General features: G+C 56.4%; 25 protein-coding genes, 1 tRNA gene and 2 pseudogenes. 21 read left to right on the top strand and 7 right to left on the bottom strand.

Translation table 11 applies throughout. From position 1 onward, the window contains the following. Nucleotides 1-179 precede the first annotated feature (179 nt). From ruvC to AO268_RS12170, 13 genes are all read left to right on the top strand, one after another. A complete protein-coding gene (ruvC, locus tag AO268_RS12230; protein WP_005790910.1) occupies nt 180-704 on the top strand; it encodes a crossover junction endodeoxyribonuclease RuvC in 525 nt (174 codons plus the stop codon). Nucleotides 705-767: 63 nt separating this feature from the next. After that, nucleotides 768-1379 (top strand): Holliday junction branch migration protein RuvA, encoded by a 612-nt coding sequence (ruvA, locus tag AO268_RS12225; protein ID WP_076961911.1) that lies wholly within the window; start codon nt 768-770, stop codon nt 1377-1379. Continuing rightward, nucleotides 1380-2438 carry a Holliday junction branch migration DNA helicase RuvB gene (gene ruvB / locus AO268_RS12220; RefSeq protein ID WP_029300308.1) on the top strand — a complete coding sequence of 353 codons (1059 nt, stop codon included), beginning with the start codon at nt 1380-1382 and terminating at the stop codon, nt 2436-2438. It abuts the gene before it with no gap. 136 nt (nt 2439-2574) lie between these two features. Further along, entirely contained in the window at nt 2575-3030 is a 456-nt protein-coding gene (gene ybgC, locus AO268_RS12215) for a tol-pal system-associated acyl-CoA thioesterase (RefSeq protein WP_099168832.1), read from the top strand. Nucleotide 3031: 1 nt separating this feature from the next. Then, nucleotides 3032-3727 carry a protein TolQ gene (tolQ, locus tag AO268_RS12210; protein WP_029300305.1) on the top strand — a complete coding sequence of 232 codons (696 nt, stop codon included), beginning with the start codon at nt 3032-3034 and terminating at the stop codon, nt 3725-3727. 23 nt (nt 3728-3750) lie between these two features. After that, nucleotides 3751-4203, top strand: coding sequence for a protein TolR (gene tolR, locus AO268_RS12205; protein WP_162473200.1), 453 nt, complete (start codon nt 3751-3753; stop codon nt 4201-4203). Then, the gene (gene tolA, locus AO268_RS12200; RefSeq protein WP_076961913.1) at nt 4203-5276 is read left to right on the top strand and encodes a cell envelope integrity protein TolA; all 1074 of its coding nucleotides are present in this window, start codon (nt 4203-4205) and stop codon (nt 5274-5276) included. The genes tolR and tolA overlap by 1 nt, the downstream gene beginning before the upstream one ends. A 17-nt stretch (nt 5277-5293) precedes the next feature. Further along, the gene (gene tolB, locus AO268_RS12195) at nt 5294-6574 is read left to right on the top strand and encodes a Tol-Pal system beta propeller repeat protein TolB (protein ID WP_154220440.1); all 1281 of its coding nucleotides are present in this window, start codon (nt 5294-5296) and stop codon (nt 6572-6574) included. A gap of 55 nt (nt 6575-6629) precedes the next feature. Continuing rightward, a complete protein-coding gene (pal, locus tag AO268_RS12190) occupies nt 6630-7130 on the top strand; it encodes a peptidoglycan-associated lipoprotein Pal (protein WP_029300299.1) in 501 nt (166 codons plus the stop codon). A 6-nt stretch (nt 7131-7136) separates the two neighbouring features. Continuing rightward, nucleotides 7137-7961 carry a tol-pal system protein YbgF gene (gene ybgF, locus AO268_RS12185; RefSeq protein ID WP_099168831.1) on the top strand — a complete coding sequence of 275 codons (825 nt, stop codon included), beginning with the start codon at nt 7137-7139 and terminating at the stop codon, nt 7959-7961. A 165-nt stretch (nt 7962-8126) separates the two neighbouring features. Next, the gene (gene queE, locus AO268_RS12180) at nt 8127-8774 is read left to right on the top strand and encodes a 7-carboxy-7-deazaguanine synthase QueE (RefSeq protein WP_057441364.1); all 648 of its coding nucleotides are present in this window, start codon (nt 8127-8129) and stop codon (nt 8772-8774) included. A gap of 1 nt (nt 8775) precedes the next feature. Continuing rightward, nucleotides 8776-9465, top strand: coding sequence for a 7-cyano-7-deazaguanine synthase QueC (gene queC, locus AO268_RS12175; protein ID WP_076961915.1), 690 nt, complete (start codon nt 8776-8778; stop codon nt 9463-9465). 51 nt (nt 9466-9516) lie between these two features. Next, nucleotides 9517-9592, top strand: a tRNA-Lys gene (locus tag AO268_RS12170). A gap of 257 nt (nt 9593-9849) precedes the next feature. Here the strand turns inward: AO268_RS12170 and AO268_RS12165 are convergent. Continuing rightward, complete coding sequence (locus AO268_RS12165; RefSeq protein ID WP_099168830.1) at nt 9850-10140, bottom strand: DUF3077 domain-containing protein; 291 nt, start codon at nt 10138-10140, stop codon at nt 9850-9852. 703 nt (nt 10141-10843) lie between these two features. On the opposite strand from AO268_RS12165, the gene AO268_RS12160 reads away from it, so the two are divergent. Next, complete coding sequence (locus AO268_RS12160; RefSeq protein WP_076961917.1) at nt 10844-11122, top strand: type II toxin-antitoxin system Phd/YefM family antitoxin; 279 nt, start codon at nt 10844-10846, stop codon at nt 11120-11122. Then, nucleotides 11094-11402 (top strand): Txe/YoeB family addiction module toxin, encoded by a 309-nt coding sequence (locus tag AO268_RS12155; protein ID WP_076961918.1) that lies wholly within the window; start codon nt 11094-11096, stop codon nt 11400-11402. Before AO268_RS12160 ends, AO268_RS12155 begins: the two co-directional genes overlap by 29 nt. A gap of 29 nt (nt 11403-11431) precedes the next feature. Here the strand turns inward: AO268_RS12155 and AO268_RS12150 are convergent, their stop codons facing one another. Continuing rightward, complete coding sequence (locus AO268_RS12150) at nt 11432-11860, bottom strand: hypothetical protein (RefSeq protein WP_099168829.1); 429 nt, start codon at nt 11858-11860, stop codon at nt 11432-11434. Further along, nucleotides 11857-12138, bottom strand: a complete 282-nt coding sequence (locus AO268_RS12145) for an integrative conjugative element protein, RAQPRD family (protein ID WP_099168828.1) — start codon at nt 12136-12138, stop codon at nt 11857-11859. The genes AO268_RS12150 and AO268_RS12145 overlap by 4 nt, the downstream gene beginning before the upstream one ends. Before the next feature lie 147 nt (nt 12139-12285). On the opposite strand from AO268_RS12145, the gene AO268_RS12140 reads away from it, so the two are divergent. From AO268_RS12140 to AO268_RS32375, 4 genes and pseudogenes are all read left to right on the top strand, one after another. Next, nucleotides 12286-12612, top strand: a complete 327-nt coding sequence (locus AO268_RS12140) for a hypothetical protein (RefSeq protein ID WP_141562809.1) — start codon at nt 12286-12288, stop codon at nt 12610-12612. Between the two features lie 17 nt (nt 12613-12629). Beyond that, a complete protein-coding gene (locus tag AO268_RS12135; protein ID WP_099168826.1) occupies nt 12630-12857 on the top strand; it encodes a hypothetical protein in 228 nt (75 codons plus the stop codon). After that, nucleotides 12848-13444, top strand: a pseudogene (locus AO268_RS12130) (Tn3 family transposase); the annotation flags it as partial. The gene AO268_RS12135 and the pseudogene AO268_RS12130, both read left to right, overlap by 10 nt. Before the next feature lie 436 nt (nt 13445-13880). Then, entirely contained in the window at nt 13881-14615 is a 735-nt protein-coding gene (locus AO268_RS32375; RefSeq protein ID WP_141562808.1) for a hypothetical protein, read from the top strand. Between the two features lie 196 nt (nt 14616-14811). On the opposite strand, the pseudogene AO268_RS12120 reads toward AO268_RS32375, so the two are convergent. Next, nucleotides 14812-15165, bottom strand: a pseudogene (locus AO268_RS12120) (transposase); the annotation flags it as partial. Between the two features lie 7 nt (nt 15166-15172). On the opposite strand from AO268_RS12120, the gene AO268_RS12115 reads away from it, so the two are divergent. Both AO268_RS12115 and AO268_RS12110 read left to right on the top strand, forming a co-directional pair. Then, nucleotides 15173-15520: a nucleotidyltransferase domain-containing protein gene (locus tag AO268_RS12115; protein WP_099168824.1), complete on the top strand. Its 348-nt coding sequence runs from the start codon at nt 15173-15175 to the stop codon at nt 15518-15520. 139 nt (nt 15521-15659) lie between these two features. After that, on the top strand, nt 15660-15923 hold the full coding sequence (locus AO268_RS12110) for a hypothetical protein (RefSeq protein ID WP_099168823.1): 264 nt from the start codon (nt 15660-15662) through the stop codon (nt 15921-15923). Between the two features lie 1041 nt (nt 15924-16964). On the opposite strand, the gene AO268_RS12105 is transcribed toward AO268_RS12110, so the two are convergent. The 3 genes from AO268_RS12105 to AO268_RS12095 all read right to left on the bottom strand — a co-directional run bounded on the left by AO268_RS12105 (nt 16965) and on the right by AO268_RS12095 (nt 21023). Further along, a complete protein-coding gene (locus AO268_RS12105; RefSeq protein ID WP_099168822.1) occupies nt 16965-19451 on the bottom strand; it encodes a TonB-dependent siderophore receptor in 2487 nt (828 codons plus the stop codon). A 115-nt stretch (nt 19452-19566) separates the two neighbouring features. Next, nucleotides 19567-20535 (bottom strand): FecR domain-containing protein, encoded by a 969-nt coding sequence (locus AO268_RS12100; protein ID WP_099168821.1) that lies wholly within the window; start codon nt 20533-20535, stop codon nt 19567-19569. Continuing rightward, on the bottom strand, nt 20511-21023 hold the full coding sequence (locus AO268_RS12095) for a sigma-70 family RNA polymerase sigma factor (protein WP_083743117.1): 513 nt from the start codon (nt 21021-21023) through the stop codon (nt 20511-20513). The genes AO268_RS12100 and AO268_RS12095 overlap by 25 nt, the downstream gene beginning before the upstream one ends. Nucleotides 21024-21055: the final 32 nt, after the last annotated feature.

Below are 21055 nucleotides of genomic sequence, written 5' to 3'. Positions count from 1 at the left end.
CAACACCGATCCAATGTGGGAGCTGTCTCGCCCGGCGAGGCTGCGATGCAGGCAACGCGCAGTGTCGGGTGTACCGCGGCGATACCATCGCAGCCTCGCCGGGCGAGACAGCTCCCACAGGATTTCATGTCGCCCTGCATGTTTTATGCTGGCTTTTGTTCACTCTATCTGCAGGCGTTATGACTTTAATCCTAGGTATCGACCCCGGTTCGCGCATCACCGGCTTTGGCGTGGTGCAGCAGACCCCGCGTGGCTGCATCTACGTCGCCTCGGGGTGTATCCGTACCGGCGCAGGGGAACTGGCCGAGCGCTTGCAGATCGTCTACCGCGGCGTGCGCGAAGTGATCCAGACCTACGGGCCGGTGACCATGGGCATTGAAAAGGTGTTCATGGCCAAAAACGCTGACTCGGCCCTGAAGCTGGGCCAGGCCCGGGGCGCGGCGATTGTCGCCGGTGCGGAGGAGGGCATGGAAATCGCCGAATACACCGCGACCCAGGTCAAGCAGGCCGTGGTCGGCACCGGCGCGGCCAATAAAGAGCAGGTGCAGATGATGGTCATGCATATGCTCAAGCTCACCTCCAAGCCACAGATCGACGCTTCTGACGCCCTGGCCATTGCCATTTGCCATGCGCACACCCGGTCCAGCCTGCTGCCCCATGGCCTCGGCACGGCACGCAGTCGTGGCGGGCGCCTGCGTCTCTGATAGCATCAGCGCAATCGTTATGGTCGGGCCTCGATCTGACCTCAAGCTTTAAGGATCTGAACCGTGATTGGACGCTTGCGCGGCACCCTGGCTGAGAAACAGCCGCCGCACCTGATTCTGGATGTAAACGGGCTGGGGTATGAGCTGGAAGTGCCCATGACCACCCTGTACCGCCTACCGTCGGTCGGTGAGCCGATAACCTTGCACACCCATCTGGTGGTGCGCGAAGACGCGCAACTACTCTATGGTTTCATCGGCAAGCGTGACCGCGACTTCTTCCGCGAGCTGATCCGCCTCAATGGCGTAGGCCCGAAACTGGCCCTGGCCTTGATGTCGAGCCTGGAAGTGGACGAACTGGTACGTGCCGTTTCGGCCCAGGACACCTCGGCGCTGACCAAGGTGCCGGGGGTCGGTAAAAAGACCGCTGAGCGCCTGCTGGTGGAACTCAAGGACCGCTTCAAGGCCTGGGAAGTGGCGCCAAGCATGTTTACCCTGGTGCCGAACCAGCCGGATATGCCGGCGACCCAGGTCGCCAGTGCCGAAAGCGATGCCGTCAATGCGCTGATCTCCCTGGGCTACAAGCCCCAGGAGGCCAGCAAGGCCGTGTCGGCCATCAAGGACAAGAACCTGAGCGCAGAAGACATGATCCGCCGAGCCCTGAAGGGAATGATTTAAGTGATTGAAGCTGATCGTCTGATTGCGGCCACCGGCCCTCGCGACCGCGAAGAGGTCCAGGACCGGGCCATCCGCCCTCTGAGCCTTGCCGACTACATCGGCCAGCCCACCGTGCGCGAGCAGATGGAGCTGTTCATCCAGGCGGCGCGCGGGCGTGCCGAGTCCCTGGACCACACGTTGATCTTCGGCCCGCCGGGGCTGGGCAAGACCACCCTGGCCAATATCATCGCCCAGGAAATGGGGGTGTCGATCAAGAGCACCTCCGGCCCGGTGCTGGAACGCCCGGGCGACCTGGCCGCGCTGTTGACCAATCTTGAGCCCCATGACGTGCTGTTTATCGACGAAATCCATCGGCTGTCGCCCATCGTCGAAGAAGTGCTGTACCCGGCCATGGAAGATTTCCAGCTGGATATCATGATTGGCGAAGGCCCGGCGGCGCGCTCGATCAAGCTCGACCTGCCGCCCTTCACCCTGGTCGGCGCCACCACCCGTGCCGGCATGCTGACCAACCCGTTGCGAGACCGTTTCGGCATTGTTCAACGTCTAGAGTTCTATAGCACTGCCGATCTGGCGACGATTGTCAGCCGTTCGGCGGGGATTCTTGGCCTGCCGCTGGACCCGGAAGGCGCCTTCGAGATTGCCCGCCGGGCCCGGGGCACGCCGCGGATCGCCAACCGCTTGCTGCGCCGGGTGCGCGATTTTGCCGAGGTGCGGGCCAAGGGCCATATCACCAAGGCCGTGGCCGACCTGGCGCTGAACCTGCTGGATGTCGATGAGCATGGTTTCGACCACCAGGACCGGCGCCTGCTGCTGACCATGATCGAGAAGTTCGACGGCGGGCCGGTGGGTGTGGACAGCCTGGCGGCGGCGATCAGTGAGGAGCGCCATACCATCGAGGATGTGCTGGAGCCGTACCTGATTCAACAGGGTTACATCATGCGTACGCCGAGGGGGCGTGTGGTCACGCGCCATGCGTATTTGCACTTTGGGTTAAACATTCCGTCACGATTGGGGGAGATGCCTGTGGTAGACGAATTCCTCGATGCAGTGGACGATTAAAGGCATGAGCGGTCGATTTATTCGACGTTTGTGCTGTCCTAGTGGCTGGCGTCGTCATTCTTTCGTTAGAAATGCTGCTGAGAATGAAAAACAGTTGCCTGGCCGGATTGGCAACCTGAGGAGTAAGCACTAGAGTATGCGCGCGCAAAACGGGGATCAGTCGTTCGCACATCGCTGTCGCGTTTATTACGAGGACACCGATGCGGGCGGCATCGTGTATTACGTCAATTACCTAAAGTTTATGGAGCGGGCTCGAACCGAGCGGCTACGGGAACTGGGCTTTGCCCAATCCCAGCTGGTAGGGGAGGACCTGTTATTTGTCGTGCATTCCAGCGAGGCCCGTTACTACGCGCCGGCGCGACTGGACGATGAATTGCTGGTCAGCGCAGAAGTAATCGAATTGAACCGTGTCAGCCTGCGCTTTAAACAGCAGGTCAGGCGGGCAACGGATGCAACGCTGCTCTGCGAGGGGCAGTTCCTGGTGGCGTGTGTGCGCACCAACAGTTTGAAACCCAGGGCCATTCCCGAAACTCTACGTGCGGCCTTTGCCAACGTGAGCGGCGCGGGTCAACAATCAAAGCAGGAGATTTAGCGTGGAACCTACCGTCGTCGACCATTCCTCCATGTGGAGCCTGGTCAGCAATGCCAGTGTCGTGGTTCAACTGGTCATGCTGACCCTGGTAGCCGCATCGGTTACCTCATGGGTCATGATTTTTCAGCGCAGCAACCTGCTGCGCGCCGGTCGACGTGCCCTGGAGAGCTTTGAAGAGCGCTTCTGGTCGGGTATCGACCTGTCCAAGCTGTATCGCCAGGCGGGCAGCAACCCGGACCCGGATTCGGGCGTCGAGCAGATCTTCCGCGCGGGTTTCAAGGAATTCTCCCGCCTGCGCCAGCAGTCTGGTGTTGACCCGGAAGCGGTCATGGAAGGCGTGGCCCGTGCCATGCGCGTAGCGATCTCGCGCGAGGAAGAAAAACTCGAGCAGAGCCTGCCATTTTTGGCCACCGTCGGTTCGGTCAGCCCGTATATCGGTCTGTTCGGTACCGTATGGGGCATCATGAACTCCTTCCGTGGCCTGGCAACGGCCCAGCAAGCGACCCTGGCCACCGTGGCCCCGGGTATCGCCGAAGCGCTGATCGCCACTGCCATCGGCCTGTTCGCTGCAATCCCCGCAGTAATCGCCTACAACCGTTTCGCCGCCACCAGCGAAACCCTGATTGGCCGTTACTACACCTTCGCCGATGAATTCCAGGCGATCCTGCACCGTAAAGTGCACACCAGCGAAGAATAAGCAGGTAATCCCCAATGGCTTTAATCGCTCGAGCTCGCAAAAAGCGCAAGCCGGTCGCCGAGATGAACGTCGTGCCTTACATCGACGTGATGCTGGTGCTGCTGGTGATCTTCATGGTGACCGCGCCGATGCTCAATCAGGGTGTGAAGGTTGATCTGCCCAAGGTTTCCAGCGAAGCCTTGCCGCAGGACAACAACACCCAGGTCCTGACCATCTCGATCAAGGCTGACAAGACCTATTACTGGAACCTTGGCAGCGAAGTCGACACCCAGAAGCAACAGGACAAGGCCATGACCTTGCCGCAAATGACCGACGCGGTGACCAAGATCATCCGCGCCGGCAACGAAGGCGGCAAGCACACCCAGGTGTTCATCCGCGGTGACAAGTCGGTCGACTATGGCTCCGTCATGGGCGCCATGGGCGGGCTGCAGAAGGCCGGGGTCGGTAATGTTGGCTTGATTACCGAGGCGCCCTGATGCAGCAACAGCGAGAGCCGTCCGCCTCGGAAAGCTTCTTCTGGCCTAGCGTCTGGGCAATTGCCCTGCACGTTCTGGTGTTTGGCATGCTGTTTGTCAGCTTTGCCATGACCCCGGAGCTGCCGCCAGCCAAGCCGATCGTGCAGGCGACCCTGTATCAGCTGAAATCGAAAAGCCAGGCCACCACCCAGACCAATCAGAAGATTGCGGGTGAGGCCCAGAAGTCGGCTGCGCGTCAGACTGAAGTCGAACAGATGGAACAGAAAAAGGTCGAGCAGGAAGCGGTGAAGGCTGCTGCGGAACAAAAGAAAGAAGAGGCGGCTCAAAAGGCCGAAGAATCGAAAAAGGCTGACGAAGCGAAGAAGGCCGATGAGGCGAAAAAGGCTGATGAAGCCAAGAAAGCCGAAAAAGCCGCCGAAGCGAAAAAAGCCGAAGAGAAACAATTGGCTGATATAGCCAAGAAGAAATCTGAAGAAGAAGCCAAGAAAGCGGCTGAAGAAGAGGCCAAGAAAAAGGCCGCTGAAGAAGCCAAGAAAAAGATAGTCGAAGACGCGAAGAAGAAAGCCGCCGAAGACGCCAAGAAAAAAGCCGAAGCAGACGAGGCGAAGAAGAAAATCGCCGACGACGCGAAGAAGAAAGCTGCCGCCGACGCCTCCAAGAAAAAGGCCCAGGAAGCAGCACGCAAATCCGCCGAAGATAAAAAGGCCCAGGCCTTGGCAGATTTGCTTTCCGACACGCCGCAGCGTCAGCAGGCCCTGGCCGATGAGCGTGGTGATGAAGTCGCGGGCAGTTTCGACGATCTGATTCGCGCACGCGCAGCAGAAGGCTGGACACGTCCACCTTCGGCACGCAAAGGCATGACAGTCGTGCTGCAGATCGGCATGTTGCCGGACGGTACGGTGACTTCGGTCAGCGTGGCCAAGTCCAGTGGCGACGGTTCGTTCGACAGTTCGGCGGTTGCAGCGGTCAAGAATATTGGCCGCCTGACCGAGATGCAGGGAATGAAACCAAGCGACTTCGCTCCCTATCGTTCATTCAAGATGACATTCACACCTGAGGATCTAGCCTTGTGAGAAACCTTCTTCGAGGAATGCTTGTCGTTATTTGCTGTATGGCAGGGATAGCGGCGGCGGATGAAAAGAACATCCTGGTAACCAGCGGTAGCGATCGGGCCACCCCGATTGCGGTTGTACCGTTTGGCTGGCAGGGCGGCAGCGTGCTGCCGGACGATATGGCGGAAATCATTGGCAATGACCTGCGCAACTCGGGTTACTACGCGCCAATTCCGAAACAGAACATGATCAGCCAGCCGACCCAAGGCAGCGAAGTGATCTACCGTGACTGGAAAGCCCTGGGCGCCCAGTACCTGATGGTAGGTAGCATCGTGCCAGCGGGCGGTCGCCTGCAGGTGCAATACGCCCTGTTCAACGTGGCTACCGAGCAGCAAGTGCTGACCGGTAGCGTGTCGGGCAGCGTCGACCAACTGCGGGACATGGCGCACTACATCGCCGACCAATCGTTCGAGAAGCTGGTCGGTATCAAAGGTGCGTTCTCCACCCGCATCTTGTACGTGACGGCTGAGCGTTTCTCGGTGAACAACACCCGCTACACCTTGCAGCGTTCGGACTACGACGGTGCCCGTGCAGTGACCCTGTTGCAGTCACGCGAGCCGATCCTGTCGCCGCGTTTTGCCCCGGATGGCAAGCGTATCGCCTACGTGTCGTTTGAACAGAAGCGTCCGCGCATCTTCGTCCAGCACATCGACACCGGTCGCCGCGAGCAGATCACCAACTTTGAAGGCCTGAACGGCGCGCCAGCCTGGTCGCCGGATGGCAATCGCCTGGCATTTGTACTGTCCAAGGACGGTAACCCGGATATCTACGTGATGAACCTCGGTTCGCGCCAGATTACCCGTGTCACTTCCGGCCCTGGTATCAATACCGAGCCGTTCTGGGGCAAGGATGGTTCGACCATCTACTTCACCTCGGACCGTGGTGGCAAACCGCAAATCTACAAGAGCAGTGTTGGCGGTGGTGGTGCCGAACGTGTGACCTTTATCGGCAACTACAACGCCAATCCGAAGCTTTCGGCCGATGAAAAGACCCTGGTTATGATCCATCGCCAGGATGGCTTCACTAATTTCAAGGTTGCGGCCCAGGATTTGCAGCGCGGAAGTGTAAAAATTCTCACAGATAGCACTCTTGATGAGTCACCTACTGTTGCGCCCAACGGCACCATGGTAATCTACGCCACCCGCCAGCAGGGCCGGGGAGTCTTGATGCTCGTGTCCATTAATGGACGCGTAAGGCTCCCGCTTCCTACCGCACAAGGCGAAGTCAGAGAACCGTCCTGGTCCCCTTACCTGAACTGACGCGGCGCTACAAAAAGAAGTACTTAACACACTGGGGTTCATTAGGAGTTTCACGATGGAAATGCTGAAGTTTGGTAAGTTTGCTGCTCTGGCTCTGGCTCTGTCCGTAGCCGTTGGTTGCTCGTCTAAAGGCGGCGACAATGCCGGTGAAGGCGCAGCTGTTGATCCAAACGCTGGTTACGGCGCTAACACTGGTGCAGTTGACGGCTCCCTGAGCGAAGAAGCTGCTCTGCGCGCAATCACCACTTTCTACTTCGAATACGACAGTTCGGACCTGAAGCCAGAAGCCATGCGCGCTCTGGACGTTCACGCGAAAGACCTGAAAGGTAACGGCGCTCGCGTTGTTCTGGAAGGCAACACCGACGAACGTGGTACTCGTGAGTACAACATGGCACTGGGCGAGCGTCGTGCGAAAGCCGTTCAGCGTTACCTGGTACTGCAAGGTGTTTCCCCAGCTCAGCTGGAACTGGTTTCCTACGGTGAAGAGCGTCCAGTTGCTACCGGCAACGACGAGCAATCCTGGGCTCAAAACCGTCGCGTCGAACTGCGTAAGTAATTCGTCATGCGAACGTGCCGTCGTGTTGTAACCGTATTGGCTCTCAGCCTTGCACCGCTTGCGGTGTGGGCTGCGGTTCCCGTGGAAGATAGCAACTCTGGCTATAACAATAGTGGGAGCAGCTATCCACCTGCAGGTTATGGCACGAACGGCGCCTATGCGGGAGGAGCGGCCACGGCCGCTCCTTCGGCACAGGGCGAACTGTTCAACCAACTGCAACGCATGCAGGATCAATTGGCGCAGCAACAAGGCACCATTGAAGTTCTGCAGAATGAAGTGCGTCAGCTCAAGCAGGAAGGCCTGGAGCGTTACCAGGATCTTGACCGACGTATAGGAGCCGGCGTTACACCAGCCGCTACTCCTGATAATTCTTCTGCCGGTGGTGCCGCAAGCGCCGCCGGTGGTGCAGCCGCAGGTGCCACACAGGCCCCTGCCGCCAGCAGCGAACCGGGTGATCCGGCGAAGGAAAAGCTGTATTACGACGCAGCCTTCGACCTGATCAAGGCCAAGGATTTCGACCGGGCCAGCAAGGCGTTCACCGCTTTCCTGGGGCGTTATCCAAACAGCCAATACGCGGGCAATGCCCAGTACTGGTTGGGTGAGGTCAACCTGGCCAAGGGTGATTTGCAGGGGGCAGGCCAGGCATTTGCCAAGGTCAGCCAGCTTTACCCCAAACACGCCAAGGTGCCTGATTCGTTGTACAAACTGGCTGATGTAGAGCGCCGCCTGGGTCATACCGACAAGGTCAAAGGCATTCTGCAGCAAGTAGTGGCCCAATACCCGGGTACCTCTGCAGCCCAGTTGGCTCAGCGTGATTTGCAGCGTTTGTAGACACTGCCATCCCGCTTGGAAGAAACCCGCGCCTATCGCGGGTTTTTTCGTTAGAATCCACGCCCTTTTATGAAATACGCTTTTTGGGGTTCACGCTTTGCCGGGATCCCACAAAGTGCCTGACGGAGGCGGACAGCCTGTTTAGCTGTTACGCCCGTGGCGACTATGCAAGACACATTACGCATCACTGAAGTTTTTTACTCGTTACAGGGTGAAACGCGCACTGCCGGCCTGCCCACAGTATTTGTGCGTCTCACCGGCTGTCCGTTGCGCTGCCAGTACTGTGACAGCGCCTACGCTTTCAGTGGCGGCACCATTCGCACCCTCGACGACATCCTGGAGCAGGTTGCAGGCTTCCGGCCGCGCTACGTCTGTGTGACGGGCGGTGAGCCCCTGGCCCAGCCCAATGCCATTCCTTTGCTCAAGCAGCTGTGTGACGCCGGTTACGAGGTGTCGCTGGAAACCAGCGGCGCCCTGGACATTTCCGCGGTCGATCCGCGTGTCAGCCGCGTGGTTGACCTGAAGACGCCGGACTCCAAGGAAGCGCATCGCAACCGTTATGAGAACATCGAGCTGCTGACCGCCAACGACCAGGTGAAGTTTGTCATTTGCTCGCGGGACGACTACGACTGGGCCAACTCCAAGCTGATCCAGTACGGCCTGGACCGACGCGCCGGCGAGGTGCTGTTCTCCCCCAGTCACCATGACTTGAACGCTCGCGACCTTGCTGATTGGGTGGTCGCGGACAACCTGCCGGTGCGCCTGCAATTGCAGCTGCATAAATACCTTTGGAACGACGAGCCAGGACGCTGAAATGACTGAACAAATCACTGACCAAAAACGTGCCGTAATCCTGCTGTCTGGCGGCCTCGACTCCGCCACCGTGGTGGCGATGGCCCGTGCCGAGGGCTACAGCTGCTACACCATGAGCTTCGACTATGGCCAGCGCTCTCATGCCGAATTGGACGCTGCCGCCCGTGTCGCCCGCGACCTTGGCGTGGTGGAGCACAAGGTGATCGGCCTGAACCTCAATGGCATTGGCGGCTCGGCCTTGACCGACAGCTCCATCGACGTGCCTGAGGCGCCCACTGAGGGCATCCCGGTCACCTATGTGCCGGCCCGTAACACCGTGTTCCTGTCGCTGGCCCTGGGCTGGGCAGAGGTGCTCAATGCCCGTGACATCTTTATCGGTGTCAACGCCGTGGACTACTCCGGCTACCCGGACTGCCGCCCAGAGTTCGTCGAGTCGTTCGAGCGCATGGCCAACCTGGCGACCAAGGCCGGCGTAGAAGGGCACGGCTTCCGTATCCAGGCGCCACTGCAAAACCTGAGCAAGGCCGATATCGTCAAGGCAGGTGTAAGGCTTGGTGTCGACTACTCGCTGACTGTTTCCTGCTACCAGGCAGATAATGACGGTCGTGCTTGTAGAAAATGTGACAGCTGCCGACTGCGTGCAGAAGGCTTCCAAGCGGCCGGAATTACTGACCCAACGCGTTATTTCTGATTTATTTAAAATAAGGTGTTGAATAATCCTTAGAAATCAGTATTATACGCGGGGTCGTTAGCTCAGTTGGTAGAGCAGTTGGCTTTTAACCAATTGGTCGTAGGTTCGAATCCCACACGACCCACCATTTTTAGCGGTTTAGAAAATCCGGAAGGCCCACGTAAGTGAGGATTTCCGGGTTTTTTTTGCCTTGTGCAAAGGCAAGCGTGGGGTTCTCTGAGGAGCGTGACGTACTGCTTACAGGTTAGACATGCAGCCGTCTGGAGCGAACAATAATTTCGTGGGTGGGTTGATGTCAATATGCTGAAGATGGCTTTCGGCTGCCCCTGAGTGCTTCGGATTTCAGGCCTTCAGGCAATTCATACGTACTTTGAAACCCGTTATTCACGAGGTCTGAGAATCAGACCGTGTCGGCAGCAGTGCCTGCCTCACGTCGTCAATGACTGCTTTCGCCATTTCGCTCAGATAATGCGTTGCCCAAGCGTAATGCTCTCCACGTGTATCCATCGCGGCATCCACCGCGAGTCTGTGAGCGCAGTGTAGTAACGATGAGGCATGTTCCAGAGCATCGTTCACCGGCATGCCGGCGTTTACACGAAAAACATCTCTCTCTTGCTCTAACGACTGGGCGAATGTTGTCACGCCTACGGTTTTTACTGCCGATTGCTGGGTCATGGTTGACCTCCAGGACGAGTAAAGCACTTGGTCGGTTGTGATAAGGCTGGAGCGCTGGTCAAGGAGGGCGGGTCGGAGGTGTTCAGGGTCATATTATTGGCTCCCTGTGCTGGATGAAAGCCATCACCGACGCTGCTAAGCGAAAGGGTGGTGGCCGTACGCAGGTTAGCAGACCGGTGCACAAGGAAACCGGCGCGCCCGAAGGCGCCCTGCGCACGCCCACCATAATGTACAGGCCAAAAAAAGCGCCATGCAAGAGGTGGCGCTGTGCGCCTTGTGTTTAGTCCAGGCTGCTAAACCTGATCGCTGATGTGCAGCGACTTTCTCAGGCTATTCAGCGAGGCATGCGGCCGCAAGCAGGGCGGTGCGGTCTCGGAATATTCCTGCAAGGTAAAGGGACTGATCTGATGAGTAGATGTGTCAGGCTGATGATTCGTTAGCAGCTGTAATTACCGTGCAGACACGAACACATGTTATCGCCCCTGTACTGCTAGCTCGCTGATCGGGTTGCGTGGATGTGGTCTTTAAAGGTGGTACAAAGTTTTGTACCATGGCGACGGCCTGTTGCTACACGGTGTCTGCAAATGACGCCAGTTCCCTCAGGTTCGCCATATCACACCACCTTGCACATGCAGGGGATTCTGAATCCAACCAGAGGAAGTTTCTGGGGATGACCTGAGAAGTCTCAGGAAGGACTCAAACAATGCACGTAATTACCTTTAGCCAGGCTCGCGCCGGTTTAAAGCAAACGATGGACGATGTATGCCGGGATCATGAGCCGACCGTCATCACACGCCAGCGTGGCGATCATGTAGTCATCCTTTCTCTGGAAGACTACAACTCCATGGCTGAGACCATGTACCTCTTGGGTACCGAGTCCAACGCTACACGCCTACGTCGTTCCATCGCACAGCACAAAGCCGGGAAAACCTTCACCAAGGAGCTCCCCCTAAATGTCAGCGAAGCAGAAGCTGAAGAATAAGCGCAACATTCGGGAGAATGTGGCTGTCTCGTTTGTGCCCGATGGTTGGGAGGACTACCAGCACTGGGACAGAACTGACCCGGTCAAACATGCGGCCGTGAACGAGTTGATCGAGGCCTGCCTACGAGATCCATTCAAAGGTCTGGGCAGGCCTGAGCCGCTAAAAGGTGATTTGACCGGTTACTGGTCCCGGCGGATCGACAAAGAGCACCGACTTGTCTATGCCTACGAAAGTGACACGCTGACCATCATTGCTTGTCGTTTCCACTACGCGAAGTAACACAGGGAAAGCTCTACCTGGGGCACTTTTCAGCTCCAGCCCCCGCCAAATGCATTCGCTCCGTAGCGGTCCATCATCATCCTAAGCATCACAGCGGCCTCCTCGTTGTCGTCAGCCGGGGCTCGCTCCTGGATGCCAAGATCCGCCCACAAGGTTCCAGGGCCGTCCCACGGCAGCTCATGGCTTAGTCCTGTTGCGTAAGGTGATGGCTTGTCTTCCAGAGAGGTGCAGTCGCCGTATCTTCCAGCGAGCGGACCAATCACAGGCAGCGGTTCACCCGTTGCGTCGGAGAGGCTTTGTTCAAACGGAAGTTCGTCTGAGCCCGCATCAAAGATCGCCATCAGCGAAAGCTGCTCAGGCGCCTGCTCCAGGTCTTCTGTCACTGGGTCTGGTGCAATCTGCTCAGCCACATAGTGCTCATGCCCTAAGGCGGCGGATTGTGTGGGGCTCATGCTCATGGGGTCGGCTCACGTTCCAGCGTGTACCCGCCGGAGATTTCGACCGTGTCGCGAGGCTGGGCGCGGTTGGGAGTTAGGTAGTTTTCGAGGCCCAGGCGGATGCGCTCGATGTCTGAGGCTAGGCGCTGGTAGTCGAGGAAGAAGCGATTGTTGGACGGCTCGACAGCAAGTTGAGCGCTTTGCTGGGCGGTGGCTTCCAGTGCGTTTAGCTGGCGGATCATTACGGCTAAGTTGGAATGTTCGGCGGCGCTCGTAAGCGCGCCGGTCGAACTGAGCATGATTCTCCTACCCGTCTTCTGCAGAAGTTCCTAATTGAATTGGAGAGCTCCGGGGGGTGGGACAATCTAGTCAAATCCGCAGGTATCTCGTATTACGGAATCGCGCTTGACTCCGAAGTCGACAAGGACGTGAAGGAAGGCATTAGCGTGTTATTCACGCTGCGAAACGTGCTTGCTCACGGCACAGCCCTCATACAGCCGACAGTCAAAATGACCGACGATATGAAAGACGTTTACCCTTACTCATGGCAGTCCAAGCTGCATGGAGTCGGGATGTACCTGGAACGCCACTTCAATCGAGGTGGGATGTTCGAAAACCTGGCAGACCCCGACCTCCCGGAGCACTTCATCGATGTCACCAAAAAATATTTCGAGCAGCTAACCCCGAAATTTACCCCTCTCCCAGAACGGGCTCAGAAGACAGTGGACATGATCCGCGGCTACAGCTTTGGCTTCGTTAACAACACTCGCTAGTTTTCAAGGAAATCGACATGACGACTACGACCGCTGCTCAAAAAACTGCACTGCTCAATATCCTGCGTATCAAGATCGACAACATCGGGAAAGGCGAAAGCCGCTTCATCGATCGCCGTGAAGAAAATGCACGGGCGTACGCTGAGGCGCTGGCAGACGCGAACATTATCACTGACGACGAGCGCGATAAGCTGTACGAAAAGGCTCATGCTGCCGCCATCACAGCGGTGCGTGCGCACATCTAGGAATTTTCAACGGACTGGCCCACCAGTCGGTCAAACTCGACCTGATCACCGAACACTGGGACGATTTACTACGTCTGGCCGGGTCGCTCAAGCTCGGTCGGGTACCGGCGACCGGTATCATGCGCACACTGCAAACGGGGGACCGTCCGACACGGCTGGCCCAGGCGTTGGCCGAGTTTGGGCGAATTGAGAAGACCTTACATACGCTGACCTATATTGATGATGAGTCAAAGCGTCGGGCCACGCTGGTCCAGTTGAATCGCGGTGAAGGCCGCCATAGCTTGGCGCGTGCTGTATTCCATGGCAAACGCGGCGAACTTCGACAGCGCTATCGCGAAGGCCAAGAGGATCAACTTGGTGCTTTGGGCCTGGTGGTCAACATCATTGTTCTATGGAACACGCTCTACATGACGGCTGCCGTTGAACGACTGAAACAGCACGGTTACCCAGTAAAGGACGAGGACCTCGCGTGGCTGTCGCCTCTGATTTACGGGCATATCAATATGCTGGGACGTTACTCCTTCGCGGTACCGGATGAGGTCGCTCGGGGTGAGCTGCGGCCACTGCATAATCCAGATGACGATTGATCAGGTTGCCCAGTAACCCAATGACGCTAGGCGGCTCCGAGCCTTAAGTGCACTTTCTGTTTCGTTGCTCCCCAACCCAAAAATACTATGGAAGCACTATCATAATGCAAATACCTATTATGCGATCAGGCTATAAATTTTATATCGATTGTACGGAATCATTAGAACTAAAGGGCCGATCCAAGGAAAAATAGACGTTAGCTAAGAATGTCATTAATGATACAAAACAATATAATAAAAAAGGATTGAAAAGTATCTTCTGTCAGCTTATAAATTAGGTGCCCTGGATCAATGGCAAATGGGTAGCTAGTTTTAGGTTGTTTATATTTGAGCCAATCACTATGGAGGATTTACGTATGCCCCCATGAATACTGATTATCGCAATAAATATGCAATTTAATTTTGAGGCTAATAAAAAATTCAGAAGGTGAAAGTCATGTCAAAACATACACAAAATACACTTCCCAAAGCAGATCCAAAAAGCCAAATCATTTTATATGGAGATAAGGATTACACAGGAAAGCAAATTGCTATAAATATTGGCTCTAACTATCCTGACCTTAGGACAATCGGGGCGTATGATATGATAACTTGTATTTCTATACCGCCGCACTCTGAAGTCCAACTTTTTATCGGTACGTCATTTAGATATGAGATGAATGGGCAGTCATTTCTGTTTATACATAATGGCTGGGAAACTCCATTAACGATGGATTTCACAGATGGTAGGATCGGGGAATTCCAGCCACATATTGAAGGGCTTGAAAATAATTACGGTTACAACTTAAATGATTGGTTTCAGTCAATACAGAGCGAAACTATATCTGGCGATTCATACCAATACATAGAAGTTCAGCAACAGGGACCTGTGGGAATTGGGGGGGAGGTCGGTGCAACTATCTATGGACTTAACCACGGTCAGGACTTTGTTACACATTTTAATACTAGCGACAAGAACTTTGGTCCTGCTCACGAGGATAAGGCATGTTCTATTGCTATTCCTTGGGGACGTGCTGCAACTCTCTATGATGATGCAAACTATACAGGGGAGCTTGGGACTTATCATGGAAATACAATCTTCAGTCCATTCAATTTTAGAATTCGCATTTACACTCTCCCAAGCAGTAGTCAAAGAAAAGCAAACTCAATTTCATGCTGGAGTCTTGTTTAGCTAATTTATAGAAAGGTATTATATTTTATGGGGGGTGGAGTTTGGCTTGCCTGTAACCAGCTGTTATCGGGAATCACCTGCCAAGCTACACTCCCTATTTGTCTTCATCGAGAATTATACTGCACTGCTTTTCATCATTACGCGTCAAACTCCTGAAGAAGCTAGTGTGGTGTTTTAGAATAACTTGCCCTTCCGTCTGCGTCTCCATCGCCTCGCGGACTCGCCGTATCTTGCTCAAAATTTCCTCGCCCTTTGCGTTTCAAACGTACCGGGTCGGTCGGGCATTGCGTAATGCCAGAAAGGTGGTAATTGAGCTTTCCAATTCACGTACAGAGCCGAAGCTGCCGTCGCGCAAGAACACGGTAATGTCCCTGAAAAACCTCTCGACCATGTTTATCCACGAGCTGGAGGTTGGTGTGAAATGCACATGGAAGCGCTAATGTTTCGCCAGCCAAGCCTTCACCTTTGCGTGCTTGTGTGTCGCATAGTTATCCACGATCAGATGCAACTGGAGATGCTTGGGCATTTCTTTGTCGATTTTCTTGAGGAAAGCGCCGATGGAAATCGATGATATGGCCGCCGCAATCGCGAGCTGGGCCAGTACCCAGCCACTGATCCGAAAGGTGTATCTCTTCGGTAGTCGGGTTCGGGGAACGCACATGCCAAGCAGTGACCTTGACGTCGCAGTAGAGGTTTGCACTCTACAGGGCGATTCTGGCGCTTTTACTACCTGGACTGGTGAAGCGCATCGACTTAAAGCGTTAATCGTAGGCGTCGTGCCCGTCAACATTGACCTTGAGTGGTATGGCGGTGAGGCCGATACACCCAGAATTCACGCGGGGCTTCAAGAATCCAGCATCGTGTGCGTCGGTTCTGAAACCGGAGGAAACCGAGTGGTTGCCTGAGTGTTTCATAGGGCTGCTGGATGTGTTGGGCCACCCTGAACCTTACAAAAACCTGTTGAGCTTGGAAGCGGAAGGCCTTTTAAAAATGGTTCTGAACGGCTGAAGCCGGTCTCAGCGAATATTCAAGGAAAACGCAACCATGAGCCAACACATCATCACCGTGCCGTGCACGAAATTAGGGGCGCCGGTTCGTGTTCAGCTCGGCTGGGACAAACCCATGCCGGAGTTCTACTTAGTGGTTTTCGTGGAACCGCCAACTGGACAGGAACTGGACGACACCAAAATTGTTTACTCCAGCCTTGATGATCGACAAGCCGACGGCCAACAGGATCTTGGCTATTTCAAAGGGGTTGCCGTGCAGCTGGGTTGCTATGTTCCTTCTCTATGTCTATGTATGGAGTAAGAGTTAGGTTTGATAATAGGGCATTGAATAATGAGTAGTAGCAAGTGTAGAAAGTTAAGTTTTTAAGGTTTTTCCCGTTTAGCTCTTCTGTTTGGGTGAGAAATAATGAGCTCAACGTCATCTTCTTGGATGCATAGAAGTGTCTAAGCAACCATTGCACATTCTTGATATATCCAGCGCCTTGGTATTCCGAGCAGAGCCCTGCGTATACTCGATCACAGAATTTTTCTAAGCACTTCTCGCCAACCAAATCAATCGCCTCTTGAAAGCCGCCATACTCTTTAATTAATTTTTTCAGCATCGTCATTGACGTCACTCCCTGATGGTTAATTTGTCGGCTAGATAAAAGCTAAATTCTGAATGCTCTATGAATAAAAATAGCGAAGGTTGAGTGCATTTTTATACATCGCCAGCCAGGTTCGCAATGGGGGCATTTGGCTGTTTTTTGCCTGATACCTAAGGCGGTTAGTCAGGGCGGAGGTATGAATCGAAAGTAGCCCAATGGTACATAAATGGTACGAACTGAAGCTGGGTCAGCTGTAGAGCTTGGTTTTAAAGCTCTTTAGTTTAGTGGTTCCAATCCATCACCGATAAAGCCGTGGATTTTTTCCCTGACTGACAACAATCGCCCAAAAGCTAACAGTCATAGTCGACAGAACCCCGCGTCAAATCTTTAACCTTAGCTGGCAGCAGCGTCGTATTGATTGCATTCCTCATAGAGAGCCTCTAACTCGAGGGCCGTTTTAGCGTTTAAACGGCACGCTAGCAAGCGAGAAGCATCAGCTAAAGAGATCGAACAGTTCTCCGAAAAGCTTCGAGCTGCATCTACCATGTTGAAGTAAAAGGTCTCCACCCCACTGGCCAGTGAGTCAACCTTCTTCCTTATCGAGTCGGCGTGTTTAGCTCGGGATTTTGCTCGAGCATAGAACTTGCGAGTCAGAACCTCGACTCCGTCCGTGGCGTGTCCGTCGGGGGCAGTGAGGCCCCCGTAGCCAAGAATTAGATGATGGCTAACCCTCGGACAAACGCTCTACTGCCCCTTCAAAGTTCCCAGCGTACCGTCACCATTGCATTACGCGGTGCGCCATACAGGTTGTTGCCGTAATCAGTGTTAGCGCTGATGGCCTGATAGTAATGAGTGTCGAAGACGTTGTTCAGGTTCAGGCGCACATCGACGTTCTCTGACGCTTTGTAGCTGGCCATCAGGTCAGTCACGGTGTAAGCCTTCTGCTCTATGCGGTAAGCGTGCGGCGGCGGTGCGTCAGCACTGTTGGTGCCTTTTTTGTAGATCGTGTTCTGCCGGTAAAGACCGCCACCGATGGTCCAGCGATTGAGGTCTCCGGGCAGTTGGTAGCGGGTGAATGCCTTGAAGATATGGCGAGGGGTGTCGGTGCTGAACAGTCGTCCGACGTTGTCCGGGTTGCTGTCCTTGGTGTACTTGGCCGAGGAATAGGTATAACCGGCACCCAATTCCCAGCCGGGTGCAGGAGAACCGTTGATTTCCAGCTCAAGACCTTCGCTGCGCACTGCGCCCGCCGCCTCATAACAGGTGGTTCCCCTGGGCGTGCAGAGGTTGCGATTGAGTTCCTTGGCGCGATTTTCCTGGTCAATGCGAAAGATCGCCGCACTGGCATTCAGGCTTCCGTCAAAGTACTCACCCTTGAGGCCGATCTCGTAGTTTTTGCCTTCGATGGGCTTGAGTGCGTTGTTCTGCGCGTCGAGTTCGGTCTGTGGGCGGAAGATGTCGGTGTAGCTGATATACACCGAGTGATGGGCGTCCAGGTCATAAATGGCGCCGGCATAGCGTGTGAGGTGGCGGGTGACTTTGTTCGGCAGGCTACTGGCGGAAGATTTACCTTCCCAGCGCGTGTCCACGTCGTATTCGTACCAGTCCAGGCGCCCGCCGAGGATAAGTTTCAGGTCGTCGGAGAGGTTCAGGCGCGTGGTGATGTAGGTGCCTTCCTGCTGGCTGGTGCGGTGTTGGGTCCAGGGCGTGGCGCTGACGTCCGGCTTGGGGATGCCAGTGGGGCGGTACAGGTTGGTGTTGGTCTCGACATCGATGGGCAAGCCTTTGCCATTGAATGTCAGCTCGCGCCTGCTGGCGCCCACCACCAGTTCATGGGTGCGGCCGAACAGCGAGAACGGGCCGCTGACATAACCGTCGTAGCTGTTCTGTTGGTCTTTGTACTCATACCTGCCGATGTTCTGCCCCCACTCAACGAAGTCGCTTTGCCAGGTTCGCATCGGGATGGAACCGAGCATATTTAATTGCGACCAGCTTTTGCTGGCAGACAGGAGCATTTTCCAGTTATTGGCAAAACGGTACTCCAGGCGGCTGAAGGCGGTGGTGTTGTCCTGGTCCCAGTATTCCCAAGTGCTGCCCAGGTAGGTCGAGCGCTTGAGGTGCAGGTCGCTGCCATCGCGGGCAACCGGCAAGCCACCCCAGGAGTCGTTGTTGTTGGCATCCTGGTTGGAGGCGCCGAAGGTAAAGGTTGTGTCTTCATTCAGGTCAGCCTCGGTAATGGCGTAGAACACCGAGCGCTCGGCGCTGACGACGTCCTGGAAGCTGTCCTTGGACTGGTAGGCCGTCACCACCCGGCCGCGCAAGGTGCCGCTCTCGTTGAGCGCGCTGGACGCATCGAACTCGGTGCGGTAGTTATCCCAGCTGCCGGCACTGCCGGTGACGGTGACACGCGGCGTGGCAGTTGGACGCTTGCGGATCATGTTGACCGCCGCTGCCGGGTTGCCTGAGCCTTGCATCAGCCCGGTGGCGCCGCGTACCACTTCCACCCGGTCAAAGATCGCCATGTCGGGGCTGGAGTTCATGTCACGGCTGAGGTAATGGGACAGGTCGTTGGACAAGCCATCGGTCATCAGGTTTTCGACGGTAAACCCGCGGGAGTAGAACGTTGCACGGTGTGGACCGGCCTTGGTCACGGCAATGCCGGGGGTGTTCTTGAGGACATCCTCCAGGCTGCGCATGTTCTGGTCATCCATGCGCTGGCGGGTGATGACCGTGATCGATTGCGGGGTTTCGCGGTTGGATAGCGCGAGTTTGGTCGCCGTTGCCATCGGGCCCGTGGTGTAGGAACCGGTGTCCTCGGTCGTATCGCCCAGGGCCGCGCCGCTGATGGTGGTCGCACCGAGTTCCAGCGTCGAGTCGCTGGGTATCTTGACCAGGCTGTAGCGTCCCACGCCCTCTTGACGCGCCTGCAGCCCGCTGTGGGCCAGCAGTCGGGCGATGCCTTCGTCAAACGAGTAGTGGCCCTGGATGCCCGGTGTGGTCAGGCCCTGGGTTTGCGTCGAACCGAACGACAAGGTCACGCCGCTGGCGGCGGCGAACTGACTGAGCGCGATATCGAGCGGCCCGGCCGCGATAGTGTATTGGGCCCGTTCAGGGGCTTGCTGTGCCCAGGTTGGCGGGATGACTGCGCATGCGCACAGCGTCCCGGCGAAGCTCATGCGCAATAACCTCGAATTGAGGTGCAGCCGCAACGCGGCACTGTGAAGGGGGCGTGGGTGGCTCATATGACTTCCTATGCCGTTGCAGTAAAGGCGGCTGATTAACCGCTCTACTTGATGAGCCGAACGAAAAAAGCAATCGGCAAGGAGATCTGCCTGGTTTATTCGCCGTCAGGCGCGATTACGCTTCTATGCGCGCCCAATACCGTGAGAAGTGGCGAACCTTCACGGGCAACGAGACCTGCAGGTTGGCCAGGATGCCGTCGATATCGTCGAGGCGGAACGCGCCGGAAATTCTCAAGTCCCTGACCTCATCGGCGCACCCCAGGTAGCCGACCCGATAGCGGGCCAGTTCGCCGACAAAGTCGCCCAGTCGCCAGTCGATGGCCACCAATAGACCTTGGGTCCAGGCGCTGCTATCGGCAGTGGCCGGGCGCAGGTTGCCGAGTTGGGATGAGCCGAAGGTCAGTGCCTGGCCTTCGTCCACGCGTTGTATGTGCTGTGGTGTGTCACGGGGGCGTACTTCGACGGCATGTTGTTGTACGTGCACGCTGCTCAAGCCTGGCAGCAGGCGCACGTCGAAACGGGTGCCCAGGGCCCGTATGCGACCCTGGGGTGTTTCCACCGATAAGGGGCGAGCGGGCAACCGGTCTGTTGCGGTGGTGACCAGGATTTCGCCGCGGCGCAGCAGGATCAACCGCTCCTGGGCGTTATAGGCGATATCGACTCGGGTGTCGGTGTTCAACTCCAGGCAGCTGCCGTCCGGCAGCGTTACCTGGCGCCGCTCTCCGGTGCGGGTGGCGAAGTCGGTGTGGTAGGGCGAGAGTCGATACCCGGCCAACACCGTCGCGCCAGCGGCCAGCACCAGCAGCATCTTGAGGCCCTGGCGGCGCTGGACGCCCATCTGCGACAAGATCGGCAACGCGACGTCCCGGGGCACCCCGCAGAGTTGTTGCTGGAGCTTTTCGATCCGGGCCCAGGCCTTGACATGCTCGGGGTCAGCGCCAAGCCAGTTTTTCCACGCCAGGTGTTGTTCGGGGCTGACATCGGCGTCGTTGAGCGTCAGATACCACTGCACCGCTGCCTGCAACTGGGCCGTGGACGGTGGGCCAACCTGTGGGCTGCTCAATCGTCCATCAACCGAATGCATTGCATCATCGCCTTGCCCAGGTGATTTTTTATCGTGGTCACTGACAGGCCCAGTTGCCTGCCGACTTGCACATAACTCAGGCCTTCGAGCTGGACCAGGAGGAAAATCTGCCGGGTTCGCGCGCCGAGGCCATCGAGCAGTGCATCAATGGCCAGCAGGGATTCGATGATCAAGTGATAGGTTTCCGGGGAAACCTCAAGCGGCTCGGGCCGGGCGGCAAGCACTTCCAGGTAGGCCCGTTCCAGGGTTTGCCGGCGGGCCTTATCGATCATCAGGCCGCGGGCAATGGTTACCAGGTAGTGCCGTGGCTCGCGCAGGACGGGCAACTGGCGCAGGGTGAGCATGCGCATAAAGGTGTCCTGGGCCAGGTCAGCGGCATCGGCACTGTTGCCAACGCGGTTGCAGAGCCACCCTTTTAGCCAGCCGTGGTGCTTTCCGTAGAGATGCTCGATATCCATTGGCGTTGAAGGTTTGATCCCGACGTCCATCAGCTTGATCGCCACAAATGATAATGTCTCGC

Origin of the sequence: Pseudomonas sp. ICMP 8385 (assembly GCF_002699915.1) — a bacterium.
In the GTDB taxonomy this organism is placed as follows: Bacteria; Pseudomonadota; Gammaproteobacteria; order Pseudomonadales; family Pseudomonadaceae; genus Aquipseudomonas; species Aquipseudomonas gessardii.
The sequence above is the reverse complement of the archived record's forward strand: the minus strand, read 5'-3'. Positions and strand labels throughout refer to the sequence as shown.